At 57.3% G+C, this 21,822-nt stretch carries 19 protein-coding genes and 1 other annotated feature; of the genes, 12 read left to right on the top strand and 7 right to left on the bottom strand.

Features of this window, described 5'->3' with window-relative positions:
• Window positions 1-90: 90 nt before the first annotated feature.
• On the bottom strand, window positions 91-3,246 hold the full coding sequence (locus ACLHDD_RS01790) for an efflux RND transporter permease subunit (RefSeq protein WP_427102686.1): 3,156 nt from the start codon (window positions 3,244-3,246) through the stop codon (window positions 91-93).
• A gap of 16 nt (window positions 3,247-3,262) precedes the next feature.
• A complete protein-coding gene (locus ACLHDD_RS01795; protein WP_427102687.1) occupies window positions 3,263-4,462 on the bottom strand; it encodes an efflux RND transporter periplasmic adaptor subunit in 1,200 nt (399 codons plus the stop codon).
• A gap of 141 nt (window positions 4,463-4,603) precedes the next feature.
• Between ACLHDD_RS01795 and acrR the strand changes: the two genes are divergently transcribed.
• Entirely contained in the window at window positions 4,604-5,242 is a 639-nt protein-coding gene (gene acrR, locus ACLHDD_RS01800; RefSeq protein WP_427102688.1) for a multidrug efflux transporter transcriptional repressor AcrR, read from the top strand.
• Here acrR and rsmS read toward each other — a convergent pair.
• Genes rsmS through priC form a run of 3 tightly spaced genes read right to left on the bottom strand, consistent with a single transcriptional unit; the run spans window position 5,239 to window position 6,233 of the window.
• Entirely contained in the window at window positions 5,239-5,391 is a 153-nt protein-coding gene (rsmS, locus tag ACLHDD_RS01805; RefSeq protein ID WP_427102689.1) for a pleiotropic regulatory protein RsmS, read from the bottom strand. The genes acrR and rsmS overlap by 4 nt on opposite strands.
• An 8-nt stretch (window positions 5,392-5,399) precedes the next feature.
• Window positions 5,400-5,645, bottom strand: coding sequence for a hypothetical protein (locus tag ACLHDD_RS01810; RefSeq protein ID WP_427102690.1), 246 nt, complete (start codon window positions 5,643-5,645; stop codon window positions 5,400-5,402).
• 57 nt (window positions 5,646-5,702) lie between these two features.
• Window positions 5,703-6,233 carry a primosomal replication protein PriC gene (priC, locus tag ACLHDD_RS01815; protein ID WP_427102691.1) on the bottom strand — a complete coding sequence of 177 codons (531 nt, stop codon included), beginning with the start codon at window positions 6,231-6,233 and terminating at the stop codon, window positions 5,703-5,705.
• Window positions 6,234-6,290: 57 nt separating this feature from the next.
• On the opposite strand from priC, the gene ACLHDD_RS01820 reads away from it, so the two are divergent.
• From ACLHDD_RS01820 to htpG, 6 genes are all read left to right on the top strand, one after another.
• Entirely contained in the window at window positions 6,291-6,680 is a 390-nt protein-coding gene (locus ACLHDD_RS01820) for a DUF454 family protein (RefSeq protein WP_427102692.1), read from the top strand.
• A 144-nt stretch (window positions 6,681-6,824) separates the two neighbouring features.
• The gene (apt, locus tag ACLHDD_RS01825; protein WP_427102693.1) at window positions 6,825-7,376 is read left to right on the top strand and encodes an adenine phosphoribosyltransferase; all 552 of its coding nucleotides are present in this window, start codon (window positions 6,825-6,827) and stop codon (window positions 7,374-7,376) included.
• A 156-nt stretch (window positions 7,377-7,532) separates the two neighbouring features.
• Window positions 7,533-9,611 (top strand): DNA polymerase III subunit gamma/tau, encoded by a 2,079-nt coding sequence (gene dnaX, locus ACLHDD_RS01830; RefSeq protein WP_427102694.1) that lies wholly within the window; start codon window positions 7,533-7,535, stop codon window positions 9,609-9,611.
• Window positions 8,953-9,014, top strand: a sequence feature (DnaX frameshifting element). (Overlaps the previous gene by 62 nt.)
• Before the next feature lie 55 nt (window positions 9,612-9,666).
• Window positions 9,667-9,999 carry a YbaB/EbfC family nucleoid-associated protein gene (locus ACLHDD_RS01835; RefSeq protein ID WP_427102695.1) on the top strand — a complete coding sequence of 111 codons (333 nt, stop codon included), beginning with the start codon at window positions 9,667-9,669 and terminating at the stop codon, window positions 9,997-9,999.
• On the top strand, window positions 9,999-10,604 hold the full coding sequence (recR, locus tag ACLHDD_RS01840) for a recombination mediator RecR (RefSeq protein ID WP_140917132.1): 606 nt from the start codon (window positions 9,999-10,001) through the stop codon (window positions 10,602-10,604). The genes ACLHDD_RS01835 and recR overlap by 1 nt, the downstream gene beginning before the upstream one ends.
• 97 nt (window positions 10,605-10,701) lie before the next feature.
• Window positions 10,702-12,576 carry a molecular chaperone HtpG gene (gene htpG, locus ACLHDD_RS01845; protein ID WP_427102696.1) on the top strand — a complete coding sequence of 625 codons (1,875 nt, stop codon included), beginning with the start codon at window positions 10,702-10,704 and terminating at the stop codon, window positions 12,574-12,576.
• Between the two features lie 33 nt (window positions 12,577-12,609).
• Here htpG and ACLHDD_RS01850 read toward each other — a convergent pair whose 3' ends face one another.
• Window positions 12,610-13,479, bottom strand: a complete 870-nt coding sequence (locus ACLHDD_RS01850; RefSeq protein ID WP_427102697.1) for a LysR substrate-binding domain-containing protein — start codon at window positions 13,477-13,479, stop codon at window positions 12,610-12,612.
• 187 nt (window positions 13,480-13,666) lie between these two features.
• On the opposite strand from ACLHDD_RS01850, the gene ACLHDD_RS01855 reads away from it, so the two are divergent.
• The 4 genes from ACLHDD_RS01855 (at window position 13,667) to ACLHDD_RS01870 (ending at window position 17,734) form a co-directional block, all read left to right on the top strand.
• Window positions 13,667-14,542, top strand: a complete 876-nt coding sequence (locus ACLHDD_RS01855; protein WP_427102698.1) for a DUF6024 family protein — start codon at window positions 13,667-13,669, stop codon at window positions 14,540-14,542.
• 114 nt (window positions 14,543-14,656) lie between these two features.
• The gene (gene adk, locus ACLHDD_RS01860) at window positions 14,657-15,301 is read left to right on the top strand and encodes an adenylate kinase (RefSeq protein ID WP_313654475.1); all 645 of its coding nucleotides are present in this window, start codon (window positions 14,657-14,659) and stop codon (window positions 15,299-15,301) included.
• A 113-nt stretch (window positions 15,302-15,414) separates the two neighbouring features.
• The gene (gene hemH / locus ACLHDD_RS01865; protein WP_313654476.1) at window positions 15,415-16,374 is read left to right on the top strand and encodes a ferrochelatase; all 960 of its coding nucleotides are present in this window, start codon (window positions 15,415-15,417) and stop codon (window positions 16,372-16,374) included.
• A 58-nt stretch (window positions 16,375-16,432) separates the two neighbouring features.
• The gene (locus tag ACLHDD_RS01870; RefSeq protein ID WP_427102699.1) at window positions 16,433-17,734 is read left to right on the top strand and encodes an inosine/guanosine kinase; all 1,302 of its coding nucleotides are present in this window, start codon (window positions 16,433-16,435) and stop codon (window positions 17,732-17,734) included.
• 88 nt (window positions 17,735-17,822) lie between these two features.
• On the opposite strand, the gene ybaL is transcribed toward ACLHDD_RS01870, so the two are convergent.
• Complete coding sequence (gene ybaL, locus ACLHDD_RS01875; protein WP_427102700.1) at window positions 17,823-19,517, bottom strand: YbaL family putative K(+) efflux transporter; 1,695 nt, start codon at window positions 19,515-19,517, stop codon at window positions 17,823-17,825.
• Window positions 19,518-20,088: 571 nt separating this feature from the next.
• On the opposite strand from ybaL, the gene ushA reads away from it, so the two are divergent.
• Window positions 20,089-21,813: a bifunctional UDP-sugar hydrolase/5'-nucleotidase UshA gene (gene ushA / locus ACLHDD_RS01880; RefSeq protein ID WP_427105155.1), complete on the top strand. Its 1,725-nt coding sequence runs from the start codon at window positions 20,089-20,091 to the stop codon at window positions 21,811-21,813.
• Window positions 21,814-21,822: the final 9 nt, after the last annotated feature.

Below are 21,822 nucleotides of genomic sequence, written 5' to 3' on the forward strand. Positions count from 1 at the left end.
GGATAACGCCGCGACACGCAGAGGCCGCAGGTGAAAGGAAAATCGCAGGCAAAAAAAAGGCCGCTTGCGCGGCCTTCTGTTCGTTACAGCTTAGTGTGTCTGGTCAGCGGTGACCGGATGATTTTTTGCTGCGTTATCTTTTTTCTTACCGAAGCGGCGGCGGACCACCACGAAGAATACCGGCACGAAGAAGATCGCCAACAGCGTTGCGGTGACCATGCCCCCGATAACACCGGTACCCACTGCGTTCTGCGAACCGGAACCGGCTCCGGTACTGATCGCCAGCGGCAGCACCCCGAGAATGAACGCCAGTGACGTCATCAGGATAGGACGCAGACGCATACGGCATGCCTCCAGCGCCGCTTCAATCAGCCCTTTGCCCTCTTTATCCATCAAATCTTTCGCGAACTCGACGATAAGGATGGCGTTCTTGGTCGAGAGACCGATGGTTGTCAGTAATCCCACCACGAAGTAGACGTCATTGCTTAAGCCACGCAGCGTGGTAAAGATCAGTGCACCAATCACCCCAAGTGGCACCACCAGCATAACCGAGAACGGAATCGACCAGCTCTCATACAGGGCGGCGAGACAGAGGAAGACCACAATCAGTGAGATGGCGTAGAGAGCAGGGGCCTGGTTGCCCGACAGACGTTCCTGGTAGGACATACCAGTCCAGTCATACCCGATACCCGCAGGCAGTTTCGCTGCCAGCTCTTCCATCAGGTCCATCGCCGCACCCGAACTCTTGCCTGGTGCAGCCTGGCCCAGGATCTCCATTGCCGGCAGGCCGTTGTAACGCTCAAGGCGTGGCGAACCATACTGCCACTTCGCGGTTGAGAAGGCCGAGAACGGCACCATGGTTCCGCTGCTGTTTCGCACGTACCACTTGCCAATGTCGTCCGGCAACATACGCGAGTCCGCTTTACCCATCACGTACACTTTCTTCACACGACCCCGGTCGATGAAGTCGTTAACGTATGAGCCGCCCCAGGAGGCTGCCAGCGTGGTGTTGATATCACTCAGTGATACGCCCAGCGCCTGCGCTTTCTCCTGATCGATCGTCAGCTTGTACTGCGGGGTATCTTCCAGCCCGTTCGGACGCACACCCACCAGCGTATCAGGATGCTGGGCAATCATGCCGAACAGCTGATTACGCGCTTCCGTCAGCTTTTCGTGACCGAGGTTGTTCTGATCGATCAGCTCGAAGTCGAAGCCGGTGGCGTTCCCCAGTTCGATAATCGCGGGCAGGTTGAACGGAATGACCATCGCATCTTTGATCGCGCCCAGTGCCTGCATGGCACGGCCCGCAATCGCCGGTACTTTCATATCGCTGCTGGTACGCTCATCCCAGGGTTTGAGACTGACAAAGGCGATACCGGTGTTCTGTCCGCGACCGGCAAAGCCGAAGCCGTTAACGGTAAACACGGATTTAACCGAATCCTTCTCCTTTGTCAGGAAGTAGTCGGTAACCTGATCCAGAACCTTCTGGGTACGCTCCTGGGTTGCACCGGCAGGCAGCTGCGCCTGAGCCAGCAGCAGACCCTGGTCCTCTTCCGGTAAGAAGGAGGAGGGCAGTCGCATAAACAGAAACGCCATACCGACCACGATCAGCAGATAGATCAGCATATAGCGACCGGTACTGCGGATCATGTGGCCCACGCTGTCCACATAGTGGTTGGTGCTTTTGTCGAACATGCGGTTGAACCAGCCGAAGAAACCGGTGGTTTTGCCGTGCTCGCCTTTTTCAATCGGCTTCAGCATGGTGGCGCAGAGTGCTGGCGTCAGAATAAAGGCGACCAGTACCGACAGGGCCATAGCAGATACAATGGTGATGGAGAACTGACGATAAATCACGCCGGTCGATCCACCAAAGAACGCCATGGGAATGAACACGGCGGCCAGCACCAGCGCGATACCGACCAGCGCGCCCTGGATCTGCTCCATGGAACGTTTGGTCGCCTCTTTTGGCGGCAGGCCCTCTTCGGCCATCACGCGCTCAACGTTTTCAACCACGACGATGGCGTCATCCACCAGCAGACCGATTGCCAGCACCATACCGAACATCGTCAGGGTGTTTATCGAGTACCCAAAGGCATTAATAACGGCGAATGTTCCCAGCAGGACCACTGGCACGGCGATAGTCGGAATGAGCGTTGCGCGGAAGTTCTGCAGGAAGAGGTACATGACCAGGAACACCAGCACGATCGCTTCAATCAGCGTTTTCACGACTTCGAAAATCGAGATTTTTACAAACGGTGTGGTGTCATACGGATAGACCACTTTCATCCCGGCCGGGAAGGTCGACTGCATTTTGGCCAGTTCCGCTTTCACCGCATTGGCGGTATCCAGCGCATTCGCACCGGTAGCCAGCTTGATACCGATACCGGAAGCAGGCTTGCCGTTGTAGCGGGCGATGATCTCGTAGTTTTCCGCACCCAGTTCGATCTTAGCGACATCACGCAGGCGAACCTGAGAACCATCCTCATTGACCTTGAGCAGGATTTTGCCGAACTCATCGGTCGAGGTCAGACGGGTTTGCGCAATGATCGACGCGTTAAGCTGCTGGCCCGGAACCGGTGGCGTACCGCCTAACTGACCGGCAGCGACCTGGGTGTTCTGGGTGTTCAGCGCGCTGATCACGTCAACCGGCGTCAGGTTGTAGTTGTTCAGCTTGTGCGGATCCATCCAGATGCGCATAGCATACTGCGCACCGAAGACCTGGGTGTCACCCACGCCCTTGGTACGGCTCAGCGGATCCTTGATGGTCGACGAAATATAGTCAGAAATATCGTTCTGCGTCATATTGTCGTCGTCGCTGATGAAACCGGCCACCATCAGGAAGCTGCTGGAGGATTTTTTAACCTGAATCCCCTGTTGCTGAACTTCCTGCGGCAGCAGCGGCGTCGCCAGCTGCAGTTTGTTCTGCACCTGAACCTGCGCGATGTCCGCATCGGTGCCTGACTCAAACGAGAGCGTCAGGGTCAGCGTACCAGAGGAGTCGCTGCTCGAGGACATATACATCAGTCCATCGATACCGTTCATGTTCTGCTCAATGACCTGGGTCACCGAGTCCTGTAACGTTTTCGCATCCGCACCCGGGTAAGAAGCCTGAATCTCAATCGCCGGCGGCGCAACATTCGGATATTGCTCGATCGGAAGTTTGAGAATCGATAGCGCACCGACCAGCATGATGATGATGGCGAGCACCCACGCAAAGATGGGGCGATCGATAAAGAACTTAGCCATGAATCAACGGCTCCTGTTATGACGATGACTTGTCAGACTGCGGCTTTGCATCGGGTGCCGCTTTCGCATCGTCTGAGACTTCTTGTGGAGTAACCTGTGCGCCAGGTTTGGCACGCTGCAGACCCGTGCTGATCACGCGCTCGCCCGCTTTTACACCGCCCGTGACTAACCACTTGTCGCCAATCGCCTGCGAGGTGGTGACCGGACGTGATTCCACTTTATTATCCGCACCCACGACCATCACAGTGGCCTGACCGGTTGGGGTACGGGTAACCGCCTGCTGTGGCACCAGCAGTGCATTCGGGTTGGTGCCTTCATCCAGGCGCGCACGGACAAACATTCCCGGTAACAGGGTATGGTTCGGATTTGGCACGATGGCGCGCAGCGTGATAGAACCGGTGGTTTCATCAACGGTCACGTCGGAAAACTCCAGGGTACCCGTCTGCGCATAGCTGCTGCCATCCTGCATCAGCAGGGTGACGTTAGCTTTGCCGTCGTTCTGCTTCAGCTGACCTGACTCCAGCTCTGAACGCAGGCGCATAAAATCTTCGCTCGACTGTGTGACATCGACATACATCGGATCCAGTTGCTGAACCGTCGCCAGCGCGGTGGTCTGGGCGCTCTGTACCAGCGCACCTTCCGTGACTGACGATTTGCCGATACGGCCGCTGATAGGGGAGGTCACGCGAGTATAGGCCAGGTTAATGCGTGCCGTTTCCACGTTGGCTTTGGCAACCTGAACGGCGGCATCGTTTTGTGCAGCGGTCGCCACGGCGGTGTCGTAATCCTGCTGACTGATATATTTCGTGCCCAGCAGCGGTTTGTAACGCTTAACGGTCAGTTGTGCGATACGGGCATTCGCCTGCGCCTGGGTTAAGTCGCCTTTGGCACTGTCGTAGGCGGCCTGATAGGTCGCAGGATCGATCTGATAGAGAGACTGGCCAGCTTTAATATCGCTGCCTTCAACAAAATTACGCTTCAGAATGATACCGGACACCTGCGGACGGACTTCAGCCACACGGTATGCCGAGGTGCGGCCAGGTAGTTCAGTTGAAATCTTGAGGGGTTCAGTTTTCAGTGTCACCACACCCACGGCTGGCGGTTGCTGCTGCTGGGCGGCCTGGTCGGATTTATTGTTGTCACATCCTGTTAATAAAAAGCTGCCTGATAGCATCAGGGCGGCCGCCAGAGGCGATAATCCTCTGTTTTTATTCATAAATAAACCTCTAGTGTCCGGTATCAATTGGTTAATGGATCACAAACTGGAAACCCATTGCTGTGTCAAGTCGCAGGTCATGCTATGGTACATACATTCACAAATGTATGTAAACTTACCTGTTTGTAAAAAAAGCCCCCTATGGCACGAAAAACCAAAGCGCAAGCACTTGAAACGCGGCATCAAATTCTCGATGCCGCTATCGTCCTGTTTTCACAACAGGGCGTCTCAGCCACCTCTCTGGCAGACATTGCAACCGCAGCCAGCGTCACCCGAGGCGCAATCTACTGGCACTTTAAAAATAAAGCCGATGTATTACACGAAATATGGCTTCGTTGTGATGCTGGTCTGGACGATGTGGAACTTGAGTATCAGACAAAATACCCGGGGGATCCACTCTCTGTGTTGCGCGCAATGCTGGTCTATATCTTTGATGCGACAGCAAAGGATCCTCAGCGTCGGGCTCTGATGGAGATCATTTTCCACAAATGCGAATTTGTGGGTGAAATGTCAGCGCTGAAGAACATGCAACAAAGTTTACTGCTGGAATGCTATGACAAAATCGAAGATGTCCTGCGCCAGTGTATTGAGGCAGGCCAACTGCCGGACACGCTCAGCACACGTCAGGCCGCACTAATCCTCCGCGGTTATGTTAACGGGATGATGGAGAGCTGGTTGTTTGCGCCAGAGAGCTTTGATCTGGCTGCGGACGCGCCAGCGCTGGTCAATGCCGTTATCGATATGCTTCGTCTCAGCCCGACGCTGACCGCCCGTCACTAAACCGACTGGCGGTCGCGCTTGTTCTCATAATCGCGCTGTACCATTGCCAGCGCGGAGAGCACCGTCTCTACCGGCAGTTGATGCTCTTCCAGGAGCTGAATCAGATCAACGGCCAGTTTGACGTCATCAGGGGCATTTTCCAGGGACATCGCTTCTCCTAAATACGTAATCGGGCCACGACCAGCAGCATCAGCAGGGCGCCAAGGACCGCCATGCCCAGTGCGCCAGCGTGCAGTGTTGCCAGGCTGCCCAGCTCAAAATAAGTGGCGATATAGCCGCCCAGCAGCGCGCCGATCATCGACAGCGTCAGGGTGGCGACCAGACCGCCGGGTCGTCCCGGCATAAGCAGCCGTTTCAGCCAGCCCAGCAGCAGCCCCGCCATTAGCCAGGTCAGTAAACCCATCGTTCTTCTCCACGCAGAATTACACCCAGTATAGAAGTGCTTTTGTTACGCTGCGTTTTATTCGTCCCGCTCGTGGCCACGCAGCGAGGCGGCCCACTCAACAGCGCGAATCGCCTGGCGACAGCGGGCCAGCCGGCCCTCCAGCGTCTCCAGATCCTGTTTCAGCTGCTGCTGAACAGCCAGGGTTTCCGCCTGCGCCAGTCGCGCCTCCCGCTGCGCGATCATCGCCAGCAGCCGGCGCTCAAACTCACGGTACTCCTGATATCTGGAGGAACGCGGTTCACGCACGGGCTGTTCGCGATGGAGGCGCAGCTGCTGAGTCATTGCTTCGCGCTGCAGGGCAGCAATCTGATCGACCAGCCGTTCTGCCAGCCAGGCGCTGCGGGCCAGATCGTGGCTGGCGTCGCGCAGCCGGGCGACATTCTCCTCGACTTCCTGCAGGTAGTCAGCCAGACGCGTGCCTTTGGTGCGGAACAGCTGAGCGTCAAAACGTGGCTGACGGCAGGCACCATCGGGATGACGTGCAATTTCCTGGCGCAGAGCGATCAGAAGGTGCTCCAGACGCGCCTGCGTCACACTCGCACTCATGGCATGACGCTCTGATGTGTTAACGTGAGCTGATGAGCGGTGAGGTGGACAGCATTCATGCAACGCATTCTGTTATTGACCCTCGGCTGGCTGGCGATTGTGCTGGGAACGCTGGGCATTGTATTACCTTTATTACCAACTACGCCATTTATGCTGCTGGCTGCCTGGTGTTTTGCCCGGTCATCGCCGCGTTTTCACCACTGGCTGCTGTGGAAATCACCCTTTGGCCGCTATCTGCGCCACTGGCAACACTACCGCGCGATGCCGCCGGGAGCCAAAGTGCGCGCAATCTGCCTGATCGTCGCGACCTTCAGCCTCTCTTTGTTTCTGGTTCATCAGTTCTGGGTGCGCATTATGCTGCTGATCATGCTGGCGGCGCTGCTGCTGTTTATGTGGCGCATTCCGGTGGTGGCAGAAGCAGCGGACGCACCGCAACCGCCGCGATAAAGTTGCATTTAGCCGGTCATTTGCTTAGATTTGGGCGTCTTCATGCGTGGCTTCCCTTTGTGAATTAACCTCCGCTGAGCCTTTTATCAGGTATTAGCGCTTTTGAAGCTGCGCGAAACAGAATTTTTTACCAGGCGTATCATTATGACCGACACTGCGCAGCAGCTTGAATTGATTGAAAACAGCATCAAAAGTATTCCCGATTATCCTAAACCAGGCATCCTGTTCCGCGATGTCACCAGTCTGCTGGAAGATCCCCACGCCTATGCCGCGTCGATTTCGCTGCTGGTTGAGCGCTACCGTAACAAGGGCATCACCAAAGTCGTGGGCACCGAAGCACGCGGTTTCCTGTTTGGTGCTCCGGTCGCATTAGGTCTGGGAGTGGGTTTTGTCCCGGTACGTAAGCCGGGTAAACTGCCTCGCGCGGTCTGGAGCGAATCCTATGAGCTGGAATATGGCACCGACACGCTGGAACTGCACAAAGATGCTATCCAGCCAGGCGACGTGGTGCTGGTAGTGGATGACCTGCTGGCGACCGGCGGAACGATCGAAGCGACCGTTAAGCTGATTCGTCGCGCTGGCGGTGAAGTCAACGATGCGGCTTTCATCATTAATCTGTTCGACCTGACCGGTGAATCCCGCCTTGAGGCCCTGGGCGTCGAGAGCTACAGCCTGGTCAACTTCCCCGGCCACTAAGCCATTTTTTCGGCCTTGCGACCCGGCGAGGCCGTCACGCCCCGGCATCAAGATAACGAGTGCCAGCGAAAAGCGTAGCTGATAGACTACTGCAATCTTATACAGGGGTTGCAGAGCGTCTGCGCTCATCTTTCCATCCAACTTCGTCGAATCCACATGAGCTATCAGGTACTTGCGCGAAAATGGCGTCCCCAGGCTTTTGCTGATGTTGTCGGTCAGGAACATGTTCTGACGGCGCTGGCGAATGGATTGTCTCTGGGACGCATCCATCATGCTTATCTCTTCTCCGGCACCCGCGGCGTCGGGAAGACCACGATTGCGCGTCTGCTGGCCAAAGGCCTTAACTGCGAAACGGGCATCACCGCCACCCCCTGTGGCGTATGTGATAACTGCCGTGAAATTGAGCAGGGCCGCTTTGTCGATCTGATCGAGATCGATGCCGCCTCACGCACTAAAGTTGAAGATACCCGCGACCTGCTCGACAACGTGCAGTACGCCCCGGCGCGCGGCCGCTTCAAAGTCTATCTGATCGATGAAGTGCACATGCTCTCACGTCACAGCTTCAATGCGCTGTTAAAGACGCTGGAAGAGCCGCCTGCGCACGTCAAATTCCTGCTGGCGACCACCGATCCGCAGAAGCTGCCCGTGACGATTCTTTCGCGCTGCCTGCAGTTCCACCTCAAAGCGCTTGATGTTGACCAGATTCGTCAGCAGCTTGAGCATGTCCTCAGGCAGGAAGAGATTGAAAGCGAAACCCGTGCACTGCAGCAGCTGGCCCGCGCCGCAGATGGCAGTATGCGCGATGCGCTGAGCCTCACCGACCAGGCGATTGCTATGGGGCAGGGTAAAGTAACCAGCAGCACCGTCAGCGTCATGCTAGGCACGCTGGACGATGAACAGCCGCTGGGCCTGCTGGAGGCGCTGGTAGACGGCGACGGTCAGCAGGTGATGAGTCTGCTGAGTCAGGCCGCGTCACGCGGCGTGGAGTGGGAAGCGCTGCTGATTGAGATGCTGCGCCTGCTGCACCAGATTGCGATGGTGCAGCTGCTGCCGGCCTCACTCAACGACGATGATGAGAGCAACGCGATACGCCTGCGTGAGCTGGCGCGCGTCGTGCCACCTGCCGATCTGCAACTCTATTATCAGACCCTGCTAATGGGCCGCAAAGATCTGCCGATTGCGCCCGATCGTCGCATGGGGGTTGAGATGACATTGCTGCGTGCGCTGGCGTTTCATCCCAAAGCGGCGGTGGCAGAACCCATTGCGCGTCCTGCGCTGACCCAGCAGATGTCGCCCGTTGCGCCTGGCGCGGCGGCAGAAACCGCCGCTTCCCCGGCGGCATCGGCGCCGGCTGCGCGCGCCGCCACGCCGTCATCGCCGGGCGCCTCACCGGCAGCCCGACAGCCAGCGCCTCAGCCAGCGCCGCGACAGGTCGCTGCGCAGCCGCAGATGGCCGCGCCCGACCCGGCTCCGGACAGTACGCCACCACCGGATGCGCCGCCGCCGGAGGCGGCCTCTGATTCGGCGTTTTCCAGTTCCACCAGTCAGCTCCTGCAGGCGCGCACGCAGTTGCTGCGTCAGGGAGCGAACAAACCAAAAAAGAGTGAGCCGGCGGCGCCAGGTGCGCGGCCGGCCAACTCCGCGCTGGAGCGGCTGGCCTCGGTTACCGAGCGCAGCCAGCAGCGTATCCGCGATCGCGAACCGGCCGCCCCGGTAAAAGAGGAGGCCTACCGCTGGAAAGCGGTGAATCAGCCAGTGGAAGTGGCAGAGCCGGTGGCGACGCCAAAGGCCTTGCGTTCTGCGCTGGAGCATGAGAAAACCCCTGAGCTGGCGGCGCGGCTGGCGGAAGAAGCGCAGGCGCGCGACCCGTGGGCTGCAGAGATTCCCACGCTGCCGCTGCCGAAACTGGTGCAGCAGCTGGCGCTCAATGCCTGGAAAGAGGTTACCGAAACCGGCGTCTGCCTGCATCTGCGCAGCAGTCAGCGTCACCTCAATTCCCCCTCGGCGCAGCAGGTCTTAAGCGAGGCGCTGAGTCAGCGTGCCGGGCAGAGAGTTGAACTCTCGGTAGTTGAAGACGATAATTCATCGGTGTTGACGCCACTGGAGTGGCGTCAGGCCATTTACGAAGAGAAACTGGCGCAGGCGCGTCAGTCGATCACCTGTGATACCCACATTCAGACGTTACAGCGCTTTTTTGATGCTGACCTGGATGAGGAGAGTATCCGACCTGTTTAGACACGCTGCGGCTATTTCAACGATAGCGCTGCAGCCTCAGCTGAGAGAGAAAACTATGTTTGGTGGTAAAGGCGGATTGGGCAACCTGATGAAACAGGCCCAGCAGATGCAGGAAAAAATGGCCAAGGCTCAGGAAGAGATTGCCGCAATTGAAGTCACCGGTGAATCCGGTGCGGGCCTGGTCAAAGTAACCATTAACGGCGCGCACAACTGCCGTCGCGTAGAAGTCGATCCGAGCCTGCTGGAAGATGACAAAGAGATGCTGGAAGATCTTATCGCGGCTGCGTTCAACGATGCGGCACGTCGCATTGATGAAACCCAGAAAGAGAAAATGGCATCTGTTTCCTCAGGCATGCAGCTGCCACCAGGCTTTAAGATGCCGTTCTGATGCAAACCAGCCCACTGCTTGAAGCATTGATGGAGTCGCTGCGCTGCCTGCCCGGCGTTGGGCCGAAGTCGGCGCAGCGCATGGCTTTTCAGCTGCTGCAGCGTGACCGCAGTGGCGGTATGCGGCTGGCCCAGGCGCTGACCCGGGCGATGTCGGAGATTGGGCACTGTGCCGATTGCCGCACCTTTACCGAGCAGGAAATCTGCACCATCTGCGCCAATCCACGGCGTCAGCAGAATGGTCAGATCTGCGTGGTGGAAAGCCCGGCAGACATTCATGCCATTGAGCAGACCGGCCAGTTTGGCGGGCGCTACTTTGTGCTGATGGGCCACCTTTCGCCGCTCGACGGGATCGGTCCGGCCGACATCGGACTGGATCGTCTGGAGCAGCGTCTGGAGAGCGAACCGCTGCAGGAGGTGATCCTCGCCACCAATCCGACGGTGGAGGGGGAGGCGACCGCCAACTATATCGCGGAGCTCTGCGGCCAGTATGGCGTCGATGCCAGCCGTATCGCGCACGGCGTGCCGGTGGGCGGTGAGCTGGAGATGGTCGACGGCACCACGCTGTCCCACTCACTGGCGGGCCGCCAGAAGTTTAAATTTTAAGCACTTGCCGGTGTTGTGACAGACACCGGCTTGAAAATCTCCCTGTCATCCCCACATCAACCTCAACGTTTGTTCAACCTGTTTTGTTGAGGTAGCAATGACCATGAAAGGACAAGAGACCCGTGGCTTTCAGTCGGAAGTAAAACAACTTCTGCACCTGATGATCCATTCTCTCTATTCAAACAAAGAGATTTTCCTGCGTGAGCTGATCTCCAACGCCTCGGATGCGGCAGACAAACTGCGCTTCCGCGCGCTGTCAGACGCCAGCCTCTATGAAGGTGATGGCGAACTGCGCGTGCGTCTCTCTGTGGATAAGGACAACCGTACCCTGACGCTCAGCGACAACGGTATCGGTATGCGTCGCGACGAGGTCATTGAGAACCTCGGGACTATCGCCAAATCGGGCACCAAATCTTTCCTTGAATCTCTGGGCTCCGATCAGGCGAAAGACAGCCAGCTGATCGGCCAGTTCGGTGTCGGTTTCTACTCCGCCTTTATCGTGGCGGACAAAGTCACTGTGCGCACCCGTGCTGCAGGCGCAGCCGCCGATGAAGGGGTGTTCTGGGAGTCGGCGGGCGAGGGCGAATATACCCTGGCTGAGATCGAGAAGGCCGACCGCGGGACCGAAATCACTCTGCATCTTCGCGAAGGCGAAGATGAGTTTTTGGATGCCTGGCGCGTCCGCAACATCATCAGCAAATACTCCGATCACATCGCGCTGCCGGTGGAAATCGAAGCCAAAGATGAAGAGGGCGAGGGCACCCACTGGGAGAAAATCAACAAAGCGCAGGCGCTGTGGACCCGCAACAAATCTGACATCAGCGACGAAGAGTACAATGAGTTCTACAAGCATATCGCGCACGACTTCAGCGACCCGGTCGCCTGGAGCCACAACCGCGTGGAAGGCAAGCAGGAGTACACCAGCCTGCTCTACATTCCGGCACGCGCCCCGTTCGATATGTGGAACCGCGATCATAAACATGGCCTGAAACTCTATGTTCAGCGCGTCTTTATTATGGATGACGCCGAGCAGTTTATGCCGAACTACCTGCGCTTTGTGCGTGGCCTGATTGACTCCAACGATCTGCCGCTGAACGTCTCTCGTGAAATTCTGCAGGACAGCCGGGTTACCCAGAGCCTGCGCGGTGCGCTGACTAAGCGTACCCTGCAGATGCTGGAAAAACTGGCGAAAGATGACAGCGAAAAATATCAGACCTTCTGGAAAGAGTTTGGCCTGGTGCTGAAAGAGGGCCCGGCAGAAGATCACGCCAACCAGGAAGCGATCGCGAAGCTGCTGCGTTTTGCGACCACTCAGAGCGAGGGCGCGGCGCAGACCATTTCGCTGGAAGATTATGTCAGCCGCATGGTGGAAGGTCAGGAGAAGATCTACTACATCACCGCTGACAGCTACGCCGCCGCGAAGAGCAGCCCGCACCTGGAGCTGTTCCGTAAAAAAGGCATCGAAGTCCTGCTGCTCTCCGATCGCATCGACGAATGGATGATGAGCTACCTCACCGAGTTCGACGGTAAAGCATTCCAGTCAGTCAGCAAGGCGGATGAATCGCTGAGCAAGCTCGCGGATGAAGAAACTGACGAGCAGAAAGAGGCAGAAAAGGCGCTGGAGCCGTTTGTTGAGCGTGTGAAAAATCTGCTGGGCGAGCGCGTCAAAGAGGTGCGTCTGACGCATCGTCTGACCGATACGCCAGCCATCGTCACCACCGATGCCAACGAGATGACCACCCAGATGGCGAAGCTGTTTGCGGCGGCCGGACAGGAAGTGCCGGAGGTGAAGTATCTGTTTGAAATCAACCCGGATCACCCGCTGGTGAAACGCGTTGCGGATACCCAGGATGAAGCACGCTTCGGCGAGTGGATCGAGCTGCTGCTGGATCAGGCGCTGCTGGCAGAGCGCGGCACTCTGGACGATCCAAACCAGTTTATCCGTCGCATGAACCAGCTGCTGACGGCATAACGCACAGAAGCCGGTGAGATTCACCGGCTTTTTTTATGGCCGCGCGGCATCCTGCAGCCAGGCGCGAAACAGGCTGATCTCTCTGTCGTGACGGCGGCTCTGCTTCGTCATCATCCAGGTGGCGCGTTCCACACGCACAAACCCTAACGGGGCCAGCAGCGTTCCCTCCTCCAGCTCCCGTCGTACCAGCAGACGCGGAGCCATCAGGATCCCAAGACCACTTCGCGCAGCCTGAATGCCCAGCGTCAGCGTTTCAAAATGCTGACCGCCGTCAAACTGACCGCAGTTTCCTGTTTTTTCTGCCCACTCTGACCAGGCGTGCCGCCGCGTATCAGCATGCAGCAAAGGCATTACCGCCAGATCCCTACCCGCGCGCAGCTGCGAGGCAAAGTGTGGTGCGCAGAGTGGGCCAATCTCCTCCTCGCTGATCAGCGTTGCGTCAACGTCGGCTTCAGGCGCTTCACTCTGGCTCAGAATCAGCACATCCACATGCTCGCTGCGCAGCTGCGCCACCGCGGTCAGCGGCTGAAAGTGAACCTCAATCTCCGGATAGCGCTGATAAAACGTGGCGATACGAGGGATAAGCCATTGGGATAAAAAACTGGGGGGGCAGGAGATGCGGATCTGCTCAAGCACACTGGTCCGGATCTGCTCGCAGCTGCTGCGTAATTCGCTGAAAGCCTGCTGACAACTTAACAGCAACCGATCGCCGTGGGCGGTGAGTCTGACGCGGCCATTGCTGCGCACGAACAGGGGTTTACCCATCCAGCTTTCAAGTTGACGAATCTGATGGCTGATGGCGCTGTGTGTGACATGCAGATGCACAGCTGCCACGCTAAAACTGCAGTGTAAGGCCGCCTGGTGAAAATAGTGCAGTGCTCTCAGTGGCGGCAAACCGTTCATCCTTATCCCCTGTGCAAAAAACTAACAGGGATTGTCAGTTTATATCATTTTAAAGTCCAGCCGCATTGGCCTACTCTACAGGGCAAATTCTGGCGGGTTGACTCAGCCTTATATCTGTGATTTTTTAAGGATATTCCGCCTCGCTTAACCTGCGCTTGCGTCGCACACTTACCAAAGCGAGACACCCATGGCACACGGTCCTTTATCCTCTGAAACCTCAGCAGAGGCGCGCCATCGGTTACGTCTGGCGCTTTCACGCTTTTACGGTCTGGAGCAGTTCGACCTCTTCTTTGCGCCTTCGCTGCATGTGGCAAAAGTATTACTTTCTCAGCTGTTTCTGCGGCAGGAACAGGCGCGCAACCAGCAGCGTTACGCTTCGCGCTATCCGGTAACCGAACTCAATGTTCTGCCTGCGGTGCCGCTTATCGCGGGCAGTATTATGCTGGTGCCGCATGTCGAACTGCCTAATGGACGGATTCGTCCGCTGCGCGATTGCCAGAATCAGGGGGTGACGGAGGCAAGCGAAAGCTTTGCCAGCGTGCTGCATCATAAACTGGTCGAGGAGGCGCATCTGTTTGTCACCCGACTGGATCGCCATGCGGAGATCTGTAGCGATCTGGTGCTGGTGGCGTTACGGACCTACGATTTCAGTACCCTGGTGCGCAGCGAACTGCGCCTGTTTGAACAGGGGCTGACCCTGACCGCGACGCAGGCGGCCCTTCGTCGCTTCAGCGACCCGCAGTGGCGGCCTTACAACGCCGCCACCGTCGATGCGCTTTCCCTCTCCAGCCCGCTGCCGCTGAACTCCTGTCATCAGCCCGGCCTGCCGTTTGCCAGCTTTAACGTGCCGGCTTCCCTGATTTCAACGCTCTCCGATGCTGACGATGTGGTGAAATGGCCGCAGCAGTCCCGACTGCAACTTAATGCGAACGTACGTGGCAGTGGAAAAAAAAGTGTGAACATGACGCATTATCTGAGCCGGCGGCTGCAGTTGCTGCTCAGCGCGGGTGGTAAATCTGAAAAAACGGCAGGCAGACCCGGCGGGCCCGGTTCAGGGCTCTGAATCCCCTCTGATTGCCTTGCACAATCCGTGCGCTTCCTTGTGATGCGCGGGTCATAATGGTATGTTCTTCCGCTTCGAAGATAGATCAATGCGATTCGCAAGGGGATTTACGCAATGCGTATTATTCTGCTCGGAGCTCCGGGCGCAGGTAAGGGGACTCAGGCCCAATTCATCATGGAGAAGTACGGCATTCCGCAAATCTCCACCGGCGACATGTTGCGTGCAGCGGTAAAAGCAGGCAGCGAGCTGGGCAACCAGGCGAAAGCCATTATGGATGCTGGCAAACTGGTGACCGATGAGCTGGTGATTGCGCTGGTCAAAGAGCGTATCACCCAGGAAGACTGCAAAAAGGGTTTCCTGCTGGACGGTTTCCCACGCACCATTCCTCAGGCGGATGCAATGAAAGAAGCCGGGATCACTGTTGATCACGTGCTGGAGTTCGCTGTACCGGATGAACTGATCGTTGAGCGTATCGTGGGCCGTCGCGTTCACACGCCATCTGGCCGCGTCTATCACGTCACCTTCAATCCACCGAAAGTGGAAGGCAAAGATGACGTGACCGGCGAAGAGCTGACCACCCGTAAAGACGATCAGGAAGAAACCGTGCGCAAGCGTCTGGTAGAGTACCATCAGATGACCGCGCCGCTGATTGCTTACTACAGCAAAGAAGCGGAAGCGGGCAACACCGCCTATCACAAAATCGACGGCACCCGTAAGGTGACCGAAGTGAGTGCCGAGCTGGCTAAGATCCTCGGCTAAGCGCGATGGGGCCGGGATTACCGGCCCCTTTTGCAGTAATTGCTTTTACCTCCCATTAATTCCGCTACAATTTCCCTGTTTTCACGCATCCCCGAAGTCATCAAGGAACTCAAATGAGGCAAGATAAGCCCGGCGTGTTACTGGTTAATTTAGGTACGCCAGACGCCCCAACCACACCTGCAGTTAAACGCTATCTCAAACAATTTTTAAGCGATCCGCGCGTGGTCGATGCGCCGCGCTGGCTCTGGTGGCCGGTGCTTAATACTGTCATTCTGCCGTTTCGCTCGCCGCGCGTGTCAAAGCTCTACGCCTCGGTCTGGATGGAAGGCGGTTCACCGCTGCTGGTCTACAGCCAGCGTCAGCGTGACGCTCTGGCGGCGCGCGTTGATATGCCTGTCGAACTGGGCATGAGCTATGGCAATCCCAGTCTGAAAAGCGCGGTTGATAAGCTGATGGCGCAGGGCGTTACCCGCCTGATCGTGCTGCCACTCTATCCGCAATTCTCCTGCTCCACCGTGGCGGCAGTGTGGGATGGTCTGACAACCGTCTTCAGAGGCTACCGTTCGCTGCCCGACGTGCAGTTCATTCGGGACTACGCTGAACATCCGGCCTATATCGCTGCACTGAAAGCGACGGTAGAGCGCTCCTTTGAAAAACATGGTCAGCCTGACCTGCTGGTCCTGTCGTTCCATGGTATTCCACAGCGGTTTGCCAACGAAGGGGATGACTACCCGCAGCGCTGCGCCGACACCACGGCGGCCCTGGTCAAAGCCCTGGGGCTGCGCGACGATCAGTACATGATGACATTCCAGTCGCGCTTTGGCCGTGAACCCTGGCTGATGCCTTATACCGACAAAACCATGGAGAGTCTGCCGGGCAAAGGGATAAAGCATGTGCAGGTGATGAGTCCGGGCTTCTCTTCAGACTGCCTGGAGACGCTGGAAGAGATTAGCGGTGAGAACTGCGAAATCTTTATGCATGCCGGCGGAGAGAAATTTGAGTACATCCCTGCGCTGAACGCAGATGAGGCGCATATCGATATGATGGAGCAACTGGTTAACGCTCGCCGTTAAAGCCAGAGCGGAGAGTGTGGTATCATTCTCCGCCTGTTTTTCCAGACGGCACCTCCTGATGAAATTTCCCGGCAAACGCAAATCCAAGCATTACTTTCCTGTCAGCGCACGCGACCCCCTGTTACAGCCTATTCAGCACGATGTTGATGCAGGCAGCTGGGTGGTCGGTATCGATCAGACGCTGGTCGATATTGAAGCCAAAGTCGATGACGCTTTTCTCGCCCGCTATGGCCTGAGTGCCGGGCACTCGCTGGTTATCGATAATGAAGTCGCGGAAGCGTTGTACAGTGAGCTGATGCGCGACGCGCTGATCACGCATCAGTTTGCCGGTGGTACCATCGGTAACACGCTGCATAACTTTTCGGTACTGGCCGATGACCGTTCGGTGCTGCTGGGCGTCATGTGCAATAACATCCAGATCGGCGGTTACGCCTATCGCTATCTCTGCAACACCTCCAGCCGGGTCGATCTTAACTATCTGCAGGGCGTTGATGGTGCCATTGGCCGCTGCTTTACGCTGATTGGCGAACATGGCGAGCGAACCTTTGCAATCAGTCCCGGCCAGATGAACCAGCTGCATCCGGATAACGTGCCGGAAGCCGTGATTGCCGGTGCTTCTGCGCTGGTACTGACCTCCTATCTGGTGCGTTGTGCCGAAGGTGAACCGATGCCGCAGGCGACGCTGAAGGCGATCGAATATGCCAAACGTCACAACGTGCCGGTCGTCCTGACGCTGGGCACTAAACATGTCATCAGTGACAACCCTGAGTTCTGGCGCGACTTCCTGCGTGAGCACGTCAGTATCGTGGCGATGAACGAAGAAGAAGCGCTGGCGCTGACCGGCGAGTCGGATCCGCTGCTCGCGTCCAACATGGCGCTGGATTGGGTGGATCTGGTGTTATGCACCGCTGGTCCCATCGGCCTTTATATGGCGGGCTACACCGAAGACGAATTTAAACGCAAAACGAACCATCCGTTATTGCCAGGCGCGATTGCTGAGTTCAACCAGTATGAGTTCAGCCGGGTAATGCGCCAGCAGGATTGCCAGCAGCCGCTGCGCGTCTTCTCGCACATCGCGCCTTACATGGGCGGACCCGAAAAGATCATGAATACCAACGGTGCCGGAGATGGTGCGCTGGCAGCCGTGCTGCACGATATTACCGCCAACAACTACCACAGCCTCAACGTGCCGAACTCCAGCAAACATGCACGTCCTTACCTGACCTATTCATCGCTTGCGCAGGTCTGTAAGTATGCAAACCGTGTCAGCTATCAGGTACTGAATCAGCACTCGCCGCGTTTAACCCGGGGCCTGCCGGAGCGGGAAGACAGCCTGGAAGAGTCTTACTGGGATCGGTAGTGCCGGCCCTGCCGGGCATAAAAAAGGCCCTTCTCAACAGAAGGGCCTCGGTGAGGGCGTTAGCGCGTGCCAGCGTTCTGAACAGAAATCAGCGCACCACATCGCACGGCTGTAAATCTTCACCCTGCGTCATCTCATCCTGCAGAATCTGTAGCATACTACTGGCTATCTCACGCTCACCCATCACCACGCGGGTGGCCCCTCGTTCCATGATGTACTCCACTTCGTCGTCATAGTGAGCCCGGGCGATAATCTCGATATCAGGATGTTTTTCCCGCGCGGCAGTGACGACTTCACCCGCTTCGTAGCCATTCGGGATCGTCAGCAGCAGCCAGCGTGCGCAGTCGAGCCGTGCCAGCTCCATGGTTTCCGCGCGGGCGGCATTTCCCAGTACCGCCCGGATACCCCGTTCGCGCAGGGCTTCAACCCGGGTACGGGAGTTTTCAACCACCACCAGCGGGACATTCGCTTCCAGCAGTTTCTGACCAATCAGGCTGCCCACCCGGCCATACCCCACGATCACCGCGTGATTGCAGAAGTCGACCGGGATCTGCTTCTCCTCTTCAATCGCCTCTTCCAGCGTCTGCTCTTCCATACTCTCGGTTTTCGTCAGGAAACGCTCCAGCAGAGTGAACAGGATCGGGTTCAGCATAATCGACAGGATGGCGGCGGCCAGCACCAGGTTACGGCCCTCATTACTCAGCAGGCCCAGCGAAATGCCCAGACCAGCCAGGATAAAGGCGAACTCACCAATCTGTGCCAGGCTGACCGAGATGGTCAGGGCGGTGCGGCGTGAATGGCCAAGCAGCGACACCAGCAGCCAGGCGGCGACCGATTTACCCACCACAATAATCACCAGCGCGCCCAGCACGGCCAGCGGCTGCGTCACCAGAATTGCCGGGTCGAACAGCATGCCGACCGACACGAAGAAGAGTACCGCAAAGGCGTCGCGCAGCGGCAGGGTATCGCGCGCGGCGCGCTGGCTCAGCTCTGACTCATTAAGTACCATGCCAGCGAAGAACGCGCCCAGCGCAAAAGACACATCGAAGAACTCAACTGCGCCAAAGGCGATGCCCAGCGCCAGGGCTAACACCGCCAGCGTAAACAGCTCACGCGAACCGGTGGCGGCGCTGCGGGCGAGGATCCAGGGCACGGCGCGGCGCCCCACGACCATCATCAGCACCATAAAGGCCGCGACTTTTCCGATAGTCCACAGCAGATCCCAGGCCAGCAGTCCGGCGCTGGCATTGCCCTGTTCCATCATGCCGGCAATCGCTGGCAGCAGCACCAGCGTCAGGACCATCACCAGATCTTCAACAATCAGCCAGCCAATCGCAATCTGCCCGCGCTGGCTGTCAATCAGCTGCCGCTCCTCTAACGCGCGCAGTAACACCACGGTACTGGCGGTGGAGAGACAGAGACCAAATACCAGCCCGGTCATCCACGACCAGCCCAGCGTCCATGAGAGACCCATTCCCAGTAACGTCGCAACCGCAATCTGTGCGATGGCACCAGGAATGGCAATCGACTTTACCGACATCAGGTCTTTCATTGAGAAGTGCAGACCGACGCCGAACATCAGCAGGATAACGCCCAGTTCTGCCAGTTCCGGGGCCAGATTGGTATCGGCAACAAAGCCGGGAGTAAAGGGGCCCGCCAGCACGCCCGCTATCAGATAGCCGACCAGAGGCGAAATACGCAGGCGATTCGCCAGCATCCCAAGGAGAAATGCCAGAACCAGCGCTCCGACAATGGTGGTGATCAACGGTGTGGTGTGATGCATGCCTGTCTCCTTGTGTGCAAATGTATCCGCTTGTAACAAAGGAGTTTAATGCAAAATTGATTCTGCCGCTGTGTAATTTGCGGGAATAGCTAAAAAAAATCGTGAAAAAAATGATATATGCAACCGAAAGGGTGTTTTAGCGCATTATCGATAATGATGGCCGATTTGACGGTTTAAACCGGGCCAGATAAACAAAAATTATTCCTGCTAAACACCGTGCAGATGACCTGTTCAGGCAAAAAATAGCTGCACGGTGAGGATAAAGCCCGCCAGCTGCTGTTTTGCCGGACTAAACCCTTGATTACCACAGAAAGTGCCGACCTGTCACTGATCGGGGCCATGGAAGAAAGGGCGCTGACAGAGGGTCTGACGCGGGTCATTACGCGCCGAAAAAGCGCATCAGAGAAAAAACGTGCCGTCACTTCCGGACAATGAAAGTGAGTTGGCCTTGAGTTCGGCGAGGGAATGTGCGACACAGTGGGGCAAAATGGCAGAAAGTCGGGCCAGACAGTCATTAAGGAGAATCACAGTGTTGTTATCAAAATGGACAGGGGCGGGCGCGGGATTACTGATGGCTCTGATGCCGCTGTTGTCACAGGCCGCCGGGGCCGATCGCACCTATCGCTTCAGCCTGCTGCACACCAATGATGAGCACGGTCATTTCTGGTTCAACGAGCAGGGCGAATATGGCCTGGCGGCGCAGAAAACCCTGATGGATACGATGCGCTACGATGTGCAGGCCAGGGGCGGAGGCGCGCTGATCCTCTCTGCCGGTGATGTGAACACGGGCGTACCGGAATCTGACGAGCTGGATGCAGAACCCGATTTCCGCGCGATGAACCTGATTGGCTACGATGCCATGACGCTGGGCAATCATGAGTTCGACAAACCCATTGCGATTCTGCGCAAGCAGGAGAAGTGGGCGCGATTCCCGCTGCTGGCCGCCAACGTTTATCAGAAAAGCAGCGGTGAACGTCTGTTTAAGCCCTGGGCCGTTTTCAACCGTCTCGGACTGAAAATTGCGGTCATCGGGCTGATTACGCCGGATACGGCAAAGCTGGCCAATCCCGCAGGCCTGAAAGATACCGAGTTCCGCGATCCTGTCGCGGAAGCGGTCAAAGCGGTGAAGACGCTGCGAGCAACAGAGAAGCCGGACGTGATTGTCGCGCTGACGCATCTTGGCCACTATGACGATGGCCAGCACGGCAGCAACGGCATTGATGACGTCACCCTGGCGCGTAGCCTGCCTGCGGGAACCCTCGACCTGATCGTCGGCGGGCATTCACATGACGCAGTCTGCATGGAAAAAGAGAACGTCAGCGTAAAAAATTACCAGCCCGGCCAGCCATGTCAGCCCGATAAGCAGAACGGGATCTGGATTATGCAGGCCGACAAGTGGGGAAAATATGTCGGACGGGGGGACTTCACGTTCCGCAATGGTGAAGTGGCGCTGGAAGCGTATCAGCTGGTGCCGGTCAACCTTAAGCATCAGGTAAAGAATGCGGACGGCAGCGAAACCTGGCTTAACTGGCAGGAGGAGATCCCGAAGAATACGGCCATGATGAAGTTGCTGATGCCGTTCCAGAAACGGGCAGAAGCGAAGTTAACCGAAAGTGTCGGCAGCGCCGATGGCAGCTTCAGCGGTGAAAAAGAGCAGGTTCGCTTTCAGCAGACCAGTCTGGGTCAGCTGATTCTGCGTGCGCAGATGGCGCACACGCAAGCCGATTTCGGGGTGATGAGCGGCGGCGGTATTCGCACCTCGCTGACATCGGGCAAGCTGAACTGGCGCGATCTGCTGCAGGTTCAGCCATTTGGTAATCAGGTGGTGTCGGTCAGCCTGACCGGTGCGGAAATTAAACGCTATCTGGCAGTGGTCGCGAACATTCAGCCTGACTCAGGCGGTTACGCGCAGTTTGCTGGCATCGGACTGACCGCCGATGGAAAAGGGGTCAGTAACGTCACGATTAACGGTAAGCCGATCGAGGACGCACAGCACTATCGCATGGCGACGAACAGCTTCAACGCGGCGGGCGGCGATGGCTATCCGCGACTGGATAATCATGCCGGTTATCTCAACACCGGCGCCGTCGATGCGCAGGTCCTGCGTGACTGGATCAGGACGCATTCGCCAGTGAAAGCCAGCGACTATCAGCCGAAGGGGCAGATCGTTCACCTGACCGGGGAACAGATCCGGGCCAGAGATGAAGCAGCGGAAAAAGCGCGTAAACGTAACTATCCAAAAATGATTCTGGCGTGGATCTGGCCGTGGGGAAATAACACGGCTGCCTCGCATTGAACGTACCGG

The organism is Pantoea sp. NSTU24 (genome assembly GCF_050157905.1).
Taxonomy (GTDB): Bacteria; Pseudomonadota; Gammaproteobacteria; order Enterobacterales; family Enterobacteriaceae; genus Pantoea.